The organism is Streptomyces rhizosphaerihabitans, assembly GCF_025399795.1.
GTDB classification, from domain to species: Bacteria; Actinomycetota; Actinomycetes; order Streptomycetales; family Streptomycetaceae; genus Streptomyces; species Streptomyces rhizosphaerihabitans.
The window spans coordinates 1-12,612 of sequence record NZ_JAODTZ010000062.1; the positions used below are offsets into that span (position 1 = coordinate 1).

The 12,612-nt window shown below is 68.5% G+C and carries 12 protein-coding genes and 1 tRNA gene; 6 read left to right on the top strand and 7 right to left on the bottom strand.

Annotated elements, in window-relative coordinates; genetic code table 11:
• Positions 1–32: 32 nt before the first annotated feature.
• The 3 genes from N4G66_RS38885 to N4G66_RS38895 form a co-directional block, all read right to left on the bottom strand.
• The gene (locus N4G66_RS38885; RefSeq protein WP_261709019.1) at positions 33–584 is read right to left on the bottom strand and encodes a F0F1 ATP synthase subunit B; all 552 of its coding nucleotides are present in this window, start codon (positions 582–584) and stop codon (positions 33–35) included.
• 206 nt (positions 585–790) lie between these two features.
• Positions 791–881, bottom strand: a tRNA-Ser gene (locus tag N4G66_RS38890).
• Between the two features lie 156 nt (positions 882–1,037).
• On the bottom strand, positions 1,038–1,577 hold the full coding sequence (locus N4G66_RS38895) for a hypothetical protein (RefSeq protein WP_261709020.1): 540 nt from the start codon (positions 1,575–1,577) through the stop codon (positions 1,038–1,040).
• A gap of 451 nt (positions 1,578–2,028) precedes the next feature.
• On the opposite strand from N4G66_RS38895, the gene N4G66_RS38900 reads away from it, so the two are divergent.
• A complete protein-coding gene (locus N4G66_RS38900) occupies positions 2,029–2,676 on the top strand; it encodes a LysE family translocator (protein WP_261709021.1) in 648 nt (215 codons plus the stop codon).
• 859 nt (positions 2,677–3,535) lie between these two features.
• Positions 3,536–3,712, top strand: a complete 177-nt coding sequence (locus N4G66_RS38905; RefSeq protein ID WP_261709022.1) for a hypothetical protein — start codon at positions 3,536–3,538, stop codon at positions 3,710–3,712.
• A gap of 205 nt (positions 3,713–3,917) precedes the next feature.
• On the opposite strand, the gene N4G66_RS38910 is transcribed toward N4G66_RS38905, so the two are convergent.
• Complete coding sequence (locus N4G66_RS38910; RefSeq protein ID WP_261709023.1) at positions 3,918–4,397, bottom strand: SMI1/KNR4 family protein; 480 nt, start codon at positions 4,395–4,397, stop codon at positions 3,918–3,920.
• 289 nt (positions 4,398–4,686) lie between these two features.
• On the opposite strand from N4G66_RS38910, the gene ettA reads away from it, so the two are divergent.
• Genes ettA through N4G66_RS38925 form a run of 3 tightly spaced genes read left to right on the top strand, consistent with a single transcriptional unit; the run spans position 4,687 to position 7,508 of the window.
• A complete protein-coding gene (gene ettA, locus N4G66_RS38915) occupies positions 4,687–6,351 on the top strand; it encodes an energy-dependent translational throttle protein EttA (RefSeq protein ID WP_261709024.1) in 1,665 nt (554 codons plus the stop codon).
• A gap of 6 nt (positions 6,352–6,357) precedes the next feature.
• Positions 6,358–6,768: an acyl-CoA thioesterase gene (locus tag N4G66_RS38920; RefSeq protein WP_261709025.1), complete on the top strand. Its 411-nt coding sequence runs from the start codon at positions 6,358–6,360 to the stop codon at positions 6,766–6,768.
• Positions 6,765–7,508 (top strand): hypothetical protein, encoded by a 744-nt coding sequence (locus tag N4G66_RS38925; RefSeq protein ID WP_261709026.1) that lies wholly within the window; start codon positions 6,765–6,767, stop codon positions 7,506–7,508. The genes N4G66_RS38920 and N4G66_RS38925 overlap by 4 nt, the downstream gene beginning before the upstream one ends.
• Before the next feature lie 438 nt (positions 7,509–7,946).
• Here the strand turns inward: N4G66_RS38925 and N4G66_RS38930 are convergent, their stop codons facing one another.
• On the bottom strand, positions 7,947–8,351 hold the full coding sequence (locus N4G66_RS38930) for a globin (protein ID WP_037618889.1): 405 nt from the start codon (positions 8,349–8,351) through the stop codon (positions 7,947–7,949).
• Positions 8,352–8,484: 133 nt separating this feature from the next.
• Here N4G66_RS38930 and N4G66_RS38935 point away from each other — a divergent pair, with 133 nt between their 5' ends.
• Entirely contained in the window at positions 8,485–9,483 is a 999-nt protein-coding gene (locus N4G66_RS38935) for a methyltransferase domain-containing protein (RefSeq protein WP_261709027.1), read from the top strand.
• Positions 9,484–9,834: 351 nt separating this feature from the next.
• On the opposite strand, the gene N4G66_RS38940 is transcribed toward N4G66_RS38935, so the two are convergent.
• Both N4G66_RS38940 and N4G66_RS38945 read right to left on the bottom strand, forming a co-directional pair.
• Positions 9,835–11,121 carry an FHA domain-containing protein gene (locus N4G66_RS38940; protein ID WP_261709028.1) on the bottom strand — a complete coding sequence of 429 codons (1,287 nt, stop codon included), beginning with the start codon at positions 11,119–11,121 and terminating at the stop codon, positions 9,835–9,837.
• A 73-nt stretch (positions 11,122–11,194) separates the two neighbouring features.
• The gene (locus N4G66_RS38945) at positions 11,195–12,541 is read right to left on the bottom strand and encodes a vWA domain-containing protein (RefSeq protein ID WP_261709029.1); all 1,347 of its coding nucleotides are present in this window, start codon (positions 12,539–12,541) and stop codon (positions 11,195–11,197) included.
• Positions 12,542–12,612 lie beyond the last annotated feature (71 nt).

Below are 12,612 nucleotides of genomic sequence, written 5' to 3' on the forward strand. Positions count from 1 at the left end.
AGAGCTGGGGAAGTGGTGGGTTGAGGTGGGGACTACTGCAAACCTGCCACGCTTCGAGCGTCGAGGTCTGAGAAGAAGCGGTCCACGATTTCGCTGTTGGCGACACTTTCGAGAGCCTCGCCGACTACCCGACCAGCCAGCTCCGTGGCCAACGACACGATGTCTCCCCGCAGTTCTGTCTCCGCGATGACGCGATCGGCCGCGAGCCGTGCCTGAGCTTCCACAATCATCGCCTCGCGTTCCCGCAGGCCCGCAGCGCGAATCTCGGCGATCAGTTGCGCGCCCTCCTCCAAAGCCCTCTGGCGCAGGCGCGCCGCCTCGTGTCGGGCCTCAGCCAGCTCCTCGCGATACTTGGCGAGGACTTCATCGGCTTCAGCCGCCAACTGTTCAGCACGTTCAGTCTGGCCCTCGATGGCGTCCTTCCGTTCGCCGAGGACCTTGTTGATGCGCGGTAAGAGAACCTTGGCCATGCAGACGAAGACAACAGCGAAGCTCACCACGCCGACCACCGTCGGCGCGGGCCCAGGTATAAGAATGCCCATGCCAAGACCATAGGGGAGTAATGATTGCGCTGCGCAGGGCATCAGGTAAGAGTTCGCTCCTATCTGGTGCAGCAGCCATCCCGCTCTCCCCTCTGGATCAGCCAGAACTGCTATAGGTCGGAGGGTGCACCCTTCGTGCCCCAACCGTGCCCGATCGAGCGGGGACCAGCGGTGAACCGCGGGCACTCGCGGGCAGCAGGCAACGCAACGGCCCCTGACCGATCTACCTGGTCAGGGTCCGTTTCTGCTGGCGGTGGGTGTGGGATTTGAACCCACGGTGACTCGCGCCACGACGGTTTTCAAGACCATGTGCGGCTTGACTCACCCATTGACTCCACCGACCGCGTGGGCAAGCGGCGCGTGCCGGAGGAGTGATCTTGCTGCGCGCTCAGCGACGAATCAATCTTCGTCAGGGCAATAAGTCGGCCAGAGACAGCCCTCGTAGCGCCGTCCATGATCCACAGACGCGCGTAAGGAGATCGCTCCGAGTGCGCGTCAGGAGAGGCTGTAGGTGACCACTGTGCGGGCCGGGAAGCGGAAATCGTCGCGGAGCGTGGGAGAGACCTCGACCATGACGTTGACGCTCGAACCGGTGGCGCTTGTGGAGTGGTAGATCCAGACAGGGCCCCGCAGGGGAGACCCGCACAGACCCTCGGGGAGCTCGATCTCGTCATCGGCGACCCCTTTGGTGCCGTACTTCTCGTCGAACAGGGGCTTGCCATCCGGGAGGATCCCCGCGCGGTGGAGGTAATCCGGTATCTGGTTGCTCACGAAGGTGACCTCAGCGCTGCCGTTCCTGGTGAAGTAGTGGATGTCGGAAGCACCGGCGGGAATCTGTGCACCCCCGGCGCCGATCAGGCCTGGCAGCTGCGTGTCGCTGCCCTCACAAGCTCGGGCGTCCCCGAACGGATGGAACAACTCGTCCCGGAACAGCCAGACCAAGCCGCCCGCCATCAGGGCGAGGATCGCCACCGCGACCACCAGACAGGACAGACGCCGCCGCAATGCGGAGCCGCCGCGCTCCGTATCGTTCACGTCATCCAGGTACAAAGCCTCGTTCACCCCGTCCGAAACGGCTCGACCGCTCGTCGCTCTTTCAGCACCCATGACACGCCCCCTCAGGCTTCCCGCACGTGATCGGCGGCAGCATATGCCCGATCGATGGTTCGGGTACTGGCCCCCGTTACGCCTGGTCAGGAGTGAGCTCAACATGCCACAGCCCTCCACCAGCAGCTCTTCTCCGGTGGGACGTCATGGCCGTCTGTTCACTGATGACCGGTCCACGAAATCGCCAGCGCTCTCAGCAGCGCTCGACTCGGCGACCCAGCTAGTGCTGTGGCCGGAAAGGTTCGCCGGGTCGGTGGGTAGGGGGCGTTGGTGAATGGGCAGCGACGTCTGATCTGATCCTGGCGGCGTCTTGGGATCGTGTCCCAAAGTGGGCACTGCTCTTTCCTGCTGAATCCACGTGCGGTTATCGTCCGTTCCTATGCCCGTGAACCTGAGCTTGGTCGTCGGTTTCCTGACTCTGTCGGCAGTTCTGTCGGTGATCCCGGGGCCATCTGTCTTGCTCGAGACCAGCCGTGCCATCACGGTGGGGCGTCGATCGGCGATGTGGATCGTGCTGGGTAACGCTCTGGGCGGTCTGGTACTCCTAGCGTTCGTGCTCGCCGGCCTTGGAGCAATCGTCGCGACATCGGCCAAACTCTTCATGGCAATCAAGATCGCCGGTGCGTGCTACCTGTTCTGGCTGGGCGTCAGCGCTCTGCACTCCGCTCGGTCCAACTCCGTGACTGAGCCCCTCGCCACAGCCGATTACCCCGGCAGGACGTCGTGGGCTCGATCGGTACGGCAGGGCCTTCTTGTCGGTGTCGCCAACCCGAAGAGCGTCGTGTCGCTGGTAGCCGTCCTGCCCCAGTTCGTCGACCACTCGCGCGGAAACCTCATTCTCCAGATGCTGATCCTCGGCCTCGCTGGAGGCGTGGTCCAAGCACTCATCGAAACCATCTGGGTCTGCGCCGCCGGATCCATGCGGACCTGGTTTCTGGGGAAAACACGCCGTATTCGGGCTCTTAAAGCCAGCGGCGGAGTTGCCATGATCGCGTTTGCCAGCAGGCTCGCAATCGAAAGCCCGTGAAACCATCCGCTGCCATGGTCCCGCCGGCAGTCTGTGCGTCACTCGTGCGCCGACTGTGTTGGTGCAGGGAGCCATCAGTACGACCCAACCCGGTGAACCTTCGCGGTCACAGCACTAGTCACCGTGATCATCGTGCTGCTGCTTGTCCGAGACCGGCTGAAGAGCCCCGGTACTGATCCGGAATCGGACTGTCAAGTCGATCGCTAACGTCTGACACCAGCGGCTGACACCAACAGGGACGAACAGCAGCGGTCAGCGCCGAACCTCACGGGACCAGCCGTCCGGGCAGAAGGCCGATGAGTCAAGCACTTCTAGCCGCCGGGATCGGCCTGATAAGGATGAGGCCCTGAGGTTGCGGTACAGCAGCAAAGTACAGCAACCACAGCAACCGGTCCCGTCCCATAGCGTCCCTATAGACCCGAAGTGCGGCCTGTATGACCGTCACTGACCGATCTATCTAGAGCTACGGATCAGAAGGTGCCCGCGCCCCTGCCGTACTCGATCTACCGGGAACTGACAGGGAGCCACGGTGGTTGACGGACAGCGCACAAGAGAACGGCCCTCGACCGCCTGGTCAGGGGCGACCGGACTGTTGCCCTTATACGTCGATCAGTGGGCGACCAAGCCAGCCAACCGGGTGACTCAGCCACCTGTTCGATTTATGAGTCCATCGAGGAGTAGGACCTCGCCTGTGATGCTGTGATCGGGCCACCCGACCACAGCTCGGCGTCAGCCGGCCCTGTTCAGCCTGGCCATCCATCGATGATGGAACACCCTCGCGCCCCCTTTGCACCGCGCTCTCGCCCTGGCTGCGGTCGAGGGAGGACCATAGGAGTTGAGTGAGCAAGGGAGGCCCACCATGAAGACCGGAGCCTCGGACTACGACCGCTGGCTGTACTCTCACACCCCCTCCCAGGCCGAGGGCGAGCGTGACGAACCGGCCGAGCGCGCAGCCATGGATCAGCACCCCGACGTCCCCAGGACCGAGCCGTCCCAGGCCGAGGGCGAGCGGGCGGACGACACCAGGACCACCTGACCGCCGACAAGCGATCAACGAACGGCGCCTGATGGTCTGACTGCGTGACAACGCCGACGTATGACGGCACACGCCTGCGGACAGCCGCGGCAGGCAAGCAACCCACCGTCCTGGGTGGAGCATCCACTCAAGTGCTTTGGGACGAAGAGGTCGCGGGCTCAAATGCCGCCGCCTCGATAGAGAAGTACCGGTCCGGAGCAGTGGGTCAGTCGATCTGCCTGGCTGGCTGACTCTCCAGCAATGCATCCAGCTCCAGGGTTCCCGTCACCGTGCCGGCCAGCCATTCCACGAGGGTGACGCCCTGGGCCCAGTGCGCTCCGTCATGGGTGCACCACATGCCGCCCGCGGGGTCGGCGAAGTCGACCAGTGACCAGATGGTGCAGCCCCAGTCGTAGATCAGCACCTGGCCGGCGGGGATCTCGCCGGATGGATCCGGACCGTCCTGGTACAGCTCGGCGATGTCCCGGAAATTGGCCTGCACAGGCCCCCCGCGCACTCCAAGGATTCCCTCGCGCGGGCCGAAGCCGCCGTTGGCGACCTCGAGGTAAAGACGTCGCAGGAGGGGAGGCAGGGGGAACCCGATGATCTGTTCCGCCTCGGCTACAGCCTCCGGTGTCGCGGGCGGCGGCAAGGTCCCGGCTCGGGCCACGGTCTTCAACGCCTTGACGACCTCATCCTCAGTCACTCGCTCAGCCTTTCAACCCGGAGCAGTGCAGGCCATGCCTTGGAGTCATGGAGTTGATCAAATACTCACCGTTGTCGGCAGACCCGCGATCGCTGGGCCGTCCCTGGGCCGTGCGAAGGCGCTCGGCGGTGACCGACGGCGACAACCAGTGACAGATCAGCTACGAGCGAGGGAGGGGAAAGGCCAGTTCACGGCCCCGGGGCCGAACGCGTTTCCCCCGAGGGGTAGCCGTCAGGCAAGATGGGGTGTATCTGCCCACTGCCGATTTCAAGCGTCCGGACGGTTTCTCTTGGCTGAGTTCATTTACACCATGCGCAAGACGCGCAAGGCGCACGGCGACAAGGTGATCCTCGACGACGTCACCCTGAGCTTCATCCCGGGTGCGAAGATCGGTGTGGTCGGTCCGAACGGTGCCGGTAAGTCCACCGTTCTCAAGATCATGGCGGGCATCGAGCAGCCCTCCAACGGTGACGCGTTCCTGTCGCCCGGCTTCAGCGTCGGCATCCTCATGCAGGAGCCGCAGCTGGACGAGTCCAAGACGGTTCTGGAGAACGTCCAGGACGGTGCCGCCGAGCTGATGGGCAAGCTCAACCGCTTCAACGAGGTCGCCGAGCTGATGGCGACCGACTACTCGGACGCGCTCATGGAGGAGATGGGGAAGCTCCAGGACGACCTGGACCACTCCAACGCCTGGGACCTCGACGCGCAGCTCGAGCAGGCCATGGACGCGCTGGGCTGCCCGCCCGGCGACTGGCCGGTCACCAACCTCTCCGGTGGCGAGAAGCGCCGCGTGGCGCTCTGCAAGCTGCTGATCGAGGCTCCGGACCTGCTCCTCCTCGACGAGCCCACCAACCACCTCGACGCCGAGTCGGTGAACTGGCTGGAGCAGCACCTCACGAAGTACGCGGGCGCCGTCGTCGCCGTCACTCACGACCGGTACTTCCTGAACAACGTCGCCGAGTGGATCCTCGAACTGGACCGCGGCCGCGCGATTCCCTACGAGGGCAACTACTCCACGTACCTCGACAAGAAGGCCTCCCGCCTCAAGGTCGAGGGCCGCAAGGACGAGAAGCGCGCCAAGCGGCTCAAGGAAGAGCTGGAGTGGGTCCGGTCCAACGCCAAGGGCCGTCAGACCAAGTCCAAGGCCCGCCTCGCCCGTTACGAGGAGATGGCGGCCGAGGCCGACAAGATGCGGAAGCTGGACTTCGAGGAGATCCAGATCCCGCCGGGCCCGCGGCTGGGTTCCATCGTCGTCGAGGTCCAGAACCTCTCCAAGGCGTTCGGCGACAAGGTCCTCATCGACGACCTGTCCTTCACGCTGCCGCGCAACGGCATCGTGGGCGTCATCGGCCCGAACGGCGCCGGCAAGACCACGCTGTTCAAGATGATCCAGGGTCTGGAGACGCCGGACACCGGCGCGATCAAGGTCGGCGAGACGGTCAAGATCAGTTACGTCGACCAGAGCCGCGCCAACATCGACCCCAAGAAGACGCTGTGGGCCGTCGTCTCCGACGAGCTCGACTACATCAACGTCGGTCAGGTCGAGATGCCGTCGCGGGCCTACGTGTCCGCCTTCGGCTTCAAGGGCCCGGACCAGCAGAAGCCCGCAGGCGTCCTCTCCGGTGGTGAGCGCAACCGGCTGAACCTGGCGCTGACCCTCAAGGAGGGCGGCAACCTGCTGCTCCTCGACGAGCCCACCAACGACCTCGACGTCGAGACGCTGTCCTCGCTCGAGAACGCGCTGCTGGAGTTCCCCGGTGCGGCCGTGGTCATCTCCCACGACCGCTGGTTCCTGGACCGGGTCGCGACGCACATCCTCGCGTACGAGGGTGAGTCGAAGTGGTACTGGTTCGAGGGCAACTTCGAGTCGTACGAGAAGAACAAGGTCGAGCGGCTCGGTGCGGACGCCACGCGCCCGCACCGAGCCACCTACAAGAAGCTGACCCGGGGCTGATCGATCTTGCGCCACATCTATCGCTGCCCGCTGCGCTGGGCGGACATGGACGCGTACGGCCACGTCAACAACGTGGTGTTCCTCCGCTACCTGGAGGAAGCCCGTATCGACTTCCTGTTCCGCCCGGAGAAGGACTTCAAGCAGGGGTCCGTGGTGGCGCGCCATGAGATCGACTACAAGCGGCAGCTGGTCCACCGGCACGCGCCGGTGGACATCGAGCTCTGGGTGACGCAGATCCGGGCCGCGTCCTTCACGATCGCCTACGAGGTGAAGGACCCGGACCAGGTCTACGTCACGGCCGCCACGGTGATCGTGCCGTTCGACTTCGAGCGGCAGCGTCCGCGCCGGATCACGGCAGAGGAGCGCGACTTCCTGGAGTCGTACCGCGACGACGAGGACGAGGCCGTCGCGGCATGACCGTCCTGCACCTCGCCGACGCGGGGGAGGCGGCCGATCTCGCCGCCTTCCTCTCCCGGCTCGTCCACTACGACCGCGCGGCCGCCGTACGCCTCCAGGCGCACGGTGGCACGCTCGCGGTCTTCGGCCGGCCGCCGTCGTTCGAGGTCCTCGCGATCCGTACGGCGCGGCTGGCCAAGCCGTACGAGAACGGGCTCGACGTCACCCTCGACGTGACCGTCTCCGCCGGTGAACTCCTGGAGTCCGTCGAGGAGTCGGCGGCCACCGCCGGTGTTCCCGGCGCCGTCACCGGGCCCCCGTGGGCCGGGGTGCTGCCGCCCCGCGGCGGCTGGCGGCAGGAGCCGGGGCTGCCCGCCCCGGACGCCGTACGGGCGAAGGTCTCCGCTGCGGTGGCCGAATTCCGGTCGCGCACCGAGGAGTTGGCGCCCGAGCTGCGGACGCGTGCCGAACTCGACCGTGTCGGACGGGAGATATGGTCCCGGCCGATCGGTGACACCGCCCTTCCCGTGCGGGCCGCGCATGCCGCGCAGGCGCTGGGATTCCTGCGGCCCGTACCGCCCGCGGCCGCGTCCGTCGCAGAGCAAGTCCCCTCGGGCGAGAGCTCGTTGAGCGACACTCCCGTGAGTGACAGTCCGTTGGCGCTGTACTCGTCGGGTGCCTGGCTGCGTCTGCGGACGCCGTTCGGGTCGGTCGCCGTCCGCCGGGCGGGACTCGGGGCGCTGGACGTCAGCGTTCGCTGACCCCGCGCTCCGGTTTCCGCCGGAGCCACCGGATTCTCCTGGTCCGCCGCCGTGATGCGCCCGGTCCCGGACCGCGTGGGCGGGCGCCTGGAGGGGCCGGGGGAGCGCGTACGGGCCCGTGCGCACCAGGGTGCGCGCGGTGACCGGGAACCGGCGGCGTGTTCCACGAGACGTCCTGCGGCATGCCCGGTACCGGCTGGGAGCGTCGAAGGCGCGCCGGGCCTCCTCGCGGACCGCGCGGATGGTGGCGGCCCGCCCGGCGGAGAGGACGTCGGCACCGACGATCAGCGCGCCTGCAAGGCCGCCTTGACCGGATTGTGACCGGAATCCGACGTCGTACGACCGGAATCCGCGCGCCCGTGACCGGTGGTCGGCTCGCTGTGATCACCGTTGAAACCAGGCGATCAGCTCGCCGTGTTCACCGTCGAAAGCGGGCGATCAGCCGGCCGTGTTCACCATCGAAGCGGCCGCGTACGTCAGGTAGTTCCACAGCGTGTGCTCGTGCTCCTCGGAGAGGCCGAGCTCGTCGACGGCGACGCGCATGTGCTTGAGCCAGGCGTCGTGCGCGGCCTGGTCGACCTTGAAAGGGGCGTGCCGCATCCGCAGCCGGGGGTGGCCGCGGTTCTCGCTGTACGTCGTCGGGCCGCCCCAGTACTGGATCAGGAACAGCGTGAGGCGCTCCTCGGCCGGGCCCAGATCCTCCTCGGGATACATGGGCTTCAGCAGCGGATCCCCGGCGACACCCTCGTAGAAACGGTGCACGAGGCGTCGGAAGGTCTCCTCGCCGCCGACCTGCTCGTAGAAGGTCTGCTCCTGAAGCGTGCCGCGCCGAATCTCTTTCACGCCCCCATGCTCTCAGACGGGGTGACCGAGGACTCAAGGCTTAGGACCACTCACGCGGCGCAGCGGACGCGTCCGTGCCGGTCCGGCCGGTCCGGCGCTCGCCTCACGGCCCGTCCGGCAGCACAGTGGAGGTATGGGCGCACACGCTCTCGACACCGGCCCCGACCCGGGCCCCGAGGACCTCGCCGATGCGGCGCGGGCGTCCATGGTGCGCGGGATCGACCGGAGCGGGGCCTGGGAGAACGACCCGGTCTGGCGGGAGGCCTTCGAGGCCGTCCCTCGCCACCTCTTCGTTCCCTACTACTACATCGGCGCCGCCGGCGGTTTCGAGCGCGTGTGGGGTGAGGACCCGGACCCGCGGGCCAGGGACCGCTGGCTGCGCGGCGCCTACGCGGACACTCCGCTGGCGACCCGGGTGCGGGACGGGGAACTGGTCTCCTCCAGCAGCCAGCCGTCCCTGATGGCGACGATGCTGACCGAGCTGGCGATACGGGACGGGGACGCCGTCCTGGAGATCGGCGCCGGGACCGGCTACAACGCGGCCCTGCTCGCGTACCGTCTCGGCGACGGCCTGGTGACCACGGTCGACCTCGAGGTGGAGATCACCGAGGCCGCGCGAAGGCATCTGGCCGTCGCCGGGTACCACCCGACCGTCGTCACCGGCGACGGCGCCCGCGGGGTCCCAGAACGCGCTCCCTTCGATCGGATCATCGCCACCTGCACGCTGACCACGATCCCGCGCCCCTGGCTGCCCCAATGCGTCCCAGGCGCCCGCATCCTCGCGCCGCTGGCCACCGGCCTGATCGCGCTGCAGGTCCAGGACTCCGAGCACGCCGAGGGACGCTTCCTGCACACGTCCGCCTTCTTCGTACCGCTGCGCGGTGCCACCCGGTCCGGGCCGGAGCCGGAGCCGGCGCGGCTCGGCGACCTGCCGCGCCGGGCCCGCGGCCACGATCTGTTCCGGTTCCTGCTGGCCCTGACAGCGGGCAGCCTGGACCCGTCCGACGCCTACGCGCTGTGGGAGCGCGAGGGGCGGCCGCAGCGCGAGCGGTACGGGATCACGGTCGGCGAAGAGGGTGCCCGGGCCTGGCTGGACGATCCCGAGGGGCCGTACACCTGGCCGCTGCCGTGAGCCGTCCGCGACCGGGGTTCCGTGCGGCGGCCGGGAGCGGCCCCTGGCGGAGGAATCCGCCCGGAGCCGCCGTGAAAGCCGTGCTGGGCCCCCGGGAGGCGGTTTCAGCTCCTGGGCGATCGGCAGGGACGATTCACCCCTTGAGGGCGCCGCAGGGACGATCCGGCCCCCGGGGTGACCGCAAGGACGTATTCCAGCCCAGGGGAGGCCGCCGCGGCGATTCAGCCCCCGGGACGATCGCAGGACGATTCAGCCCTGCGGTGATCGCAGGGCTGACGATTCGGCCCCGGGGTGGCAGCCGCGGCGATCCGGCCCCCGGGGCGCCGGGGTGCCGGGGTGCCCGGGTGGTGCTCAGCCCCGGCGGATGGTGATCGTCGTCCAGGCGCCGACGTGCACCCGGTCGCCGTCCTGCAGCTGCACCGGCACGAACGGCTGGATGGGCTCCTCGCCGCCGTTGACCGTGGTCCCGTTCGTCGAGTTCTGGTCGACGACCGCCCAGGTTCCGTCCGGCTGCTGGACCAGGACCGCGTGCTGATGCGAGACGCCCGGGTCCTCCGGGGGCACCGACAGGTCGATGTCCGGGGATTCGCCGGTGGAGTGCCGGCGGCGGCCGATGGTGATCTGGTTGCCCAGGAGCGGGCGCTGCAGCTCCGGCGAGTACGCGGGCAGGTTCAGGCCCGCGGCCTCGGGCCCGGAGCGCTGCATCATCGCCATGAAGTACTCGCGGTCCGGCGCGATCGTCGCGCTCCAGGACCGCGACTGCTGCTGTTGCTGCTGGTAGCCGGGACCGGGCGGGGCCTGGGTGGCGCCGGGCTGCGGGTAGCCGTAGCCGCCCTGACCGGGGCCGTTCGGACCGCCCTGGCCGCCCGGGCCGCCGGGCTGACCGGACGACGGCGGGGGGATCACCCAGTCGTCGTCACCGCCGCCGAAGGCCGGGCCGCCGGGCTGCGGTCCGCCCTGCTGCGGCGGTCCGCCCTGGGTGAAGGGCGAGCCGGGCTGCTGGGTGTAGGCCTGCTGCTGGGCGCCGGGGCCGCCGGGAGCGGGCGGTGCCGCCTGACGCGACGGGTCGCCGCCGAAGCCCTGGGGGCCGCCGTACGGCTGGGCCTGCGGGCCCGGCGGGATCGGTTCGGCGGGCCGGTTCATCTGCGAGGGCCGCGAGCTCTGGTACTCGAACGGGTCGTGACCGGGGCCACCGGCACCCGGACCGCCCGGCTGTCCCGGTCCCGGCTGCTGGTACCGCGGCGCGGGATTCTGGCCACCGGGACCGCCCGGACCACCAGGACCGCCGTACGGTGACTGCCCACCAGGACCGCCCGGCCCGCCGGCGGGCGGACGCGGTGCCGCCGGTGTGTACGACGTCGCGGTGTTGGTCAGGAAGTTCCACCGGCACTCCTCGCAGAACGGCGCCGCGCCCTCACGGGGCGTACGGCACTGCGGGCAGAGCTCCGGGTCGGCGCCCGGCATGCCGGACAGGTGGGGGTGGCCGCCGGGGCCGGGCTGCGGCGAACCGGGCGTCGGATAGCCGTAACCGGCGCCGGGCGGCGGCGGGAGCGGGGGCACGGTACCGGCCATGCGGTGACCGCAGACCTCGCACCAGTCGTCGGAACCCGACTGGTGTCCGTTCGGGCATGTCGGCATGTCGGCGCTTCCCCCTTTCCTTTTCCGGCCGTTGTGACCGGGTTTCTCCGGCTCCCCATGGGAACCGGGCTCGCTACTTCTTTACACGAACAGTCTTTGTGGACCGTGTCTCGAGGGTCATCTCGTCAGCTTCTGCGACCCTTGCTTTCAATCGCACAGTACCTGCCGCGGCGTCGACCACGTCCACCACCTTCGCGAGCAGTTTCGCGGTATCGGCGTTTCCGGAGGCTCCGGCGAGCTGAACGGCCCGTCCCAGCTTGGCCGTTGCTCCGTCCACATCTCCCGCTTTGCGAAGATCCAGACCTTGTTGGATGACTTGTGCCAGTTCGGCCTGACCTGTGTAGTGCGCGACCTGTGGGTTGATGGACGTCGAGGCGACCATGTCGTCGGTCCATACGGCCCGTACGAGCCCCTGCGCGCCGAGGTTCTGCACACTGCCGTCGCCCTGCGGGATCACCAGCGAGACCCGGGCGGCGAGCATCTCCTGGCCGACCGCGGCCGTCGGGACCTGGACGCACACGTGGTAGTCGCGGGACTCGTCGCCCCAGGAGCCCGTCGGGTAGTCGCCCGCGCGGGGGCCGGCCTCGGCGCGACGGGCCGTCAATTCCTCGACCGTGGGCGCCACTTGCTTGACGAACTTGATCTCGGTGCCGACCGGCGTCCACAGTCGCAGAGCCACGTCGGCGACCTCCTTGCCCATGGCCGTCTCCATCATGTGCGTGAAGTCGGCGGCGAGGGCGGCCGGGTCGGCGACGATGTCGGCGGTGCCGAGCAGCGCCGAGGCGATCCCGGTGACCTCCTTGACCTCCCAGTCCGTGCCGACTCCACGCGCGTCACAGGTGAAACGTCCGGCACAGGAGTCGAGCGCGGCCCGCAGGTCCTCGGGGGACTCGTGTTCGTTGCGGCCGTCGGTGAGCACGATGCCGTGCCGGATCGACACCTCCGCCGAGGACAGCAGCCGGTCGGCGAGCCGCAGCCAGGTGCCGATCGCCGTCCCGCCGCCCGCGCTCAGCTTGCGCAGTGCCTGTTTGGCCTGGTCGCGGGTGGCGGTGTCCGCCACCGCGAGCCGTCCGTTGCCCGGATAGACCTCCTTGGCGACGTGTGTGCCGCCGATCACCGCGAAGTGGACTCCGTCGCGCAGGGTGTCGATCGCGGCGGCCGTCGCGTCACGGGCGTTGCGCATCTTGGCCGGCGGGTAGTCCATCGAGCCCGAACAGTCGACCATGATCGCCACGGCGGCGTCCGGGCCCTGCCCCGCCGTGTACAGGTGCGGCGCGGCGACCGCGCTTCCGATGGTGCCGCCGCCGGTCGCGCTCACGGTGACGATCGCGTTGACCTCGCGACCGCCCTCCGGCAGGTATTCGTTCTGGTACACGTCGACCGAGAACTGCGGCACGTTCGACTTCGAGAAATTGGCCATGCCTTCTCTGTCCCCCTCGGGCCTCCGGCTCTGGCGGAGGTGCTGACTGTGTGCGGACCGGTCCCCTCCGG

Coding starts and splice junctions, on each gene's coding strand:
- N4G66_RS38925 (WP_261709026.1), top strand. CDS start 6,765: ATGACCGTCCTGCACCTCGCCGACGCGGGGGAGGCGGCCGATCTCGCC.
- N4G66_RS38945 (WP_261709029.1), bottom strand. CDS start 12,541: ATGGCCAATTTCTCGAAGTCGAACGTGCCGCAGTTCTCGGTCGACGTG.
- N4G66_RS38905 (WP_261709022.1), top strand. CDS start 3,536: ATGAAGACCGGAGCCTCGGACTACGACCGCTGGCTGTACTCTCACACC.
- N4G66_RS38885 (WP_261709019.1), bottom strand. CDS start 584: ATGCCCTGCGCAGCGCAATCATTACTCCCCTATGGTCTTGGCATGGGC.
- N4G66_RS38940 (WP_261709028.1), bottom strand. CDS start 11,121: ATGCCGACATGCCCGAACGGACACCAGTCGGGTTCCGACGACTGGTGC.
- N4G66_RS38935 (WP_261709027.1), top strand. CDS start 8,485: ATGGGCGCACACGCTCTCGACACCGGCCCCGACCCGGGCCCCGAGGAC.
- N4G66_RS38900 (WP_261709021.1), top strand. CDS start 2,029: ATGCCCGTGAACCTGAGCTTGGTCGTCGGTTTCCTGACTCTGTCGGCA.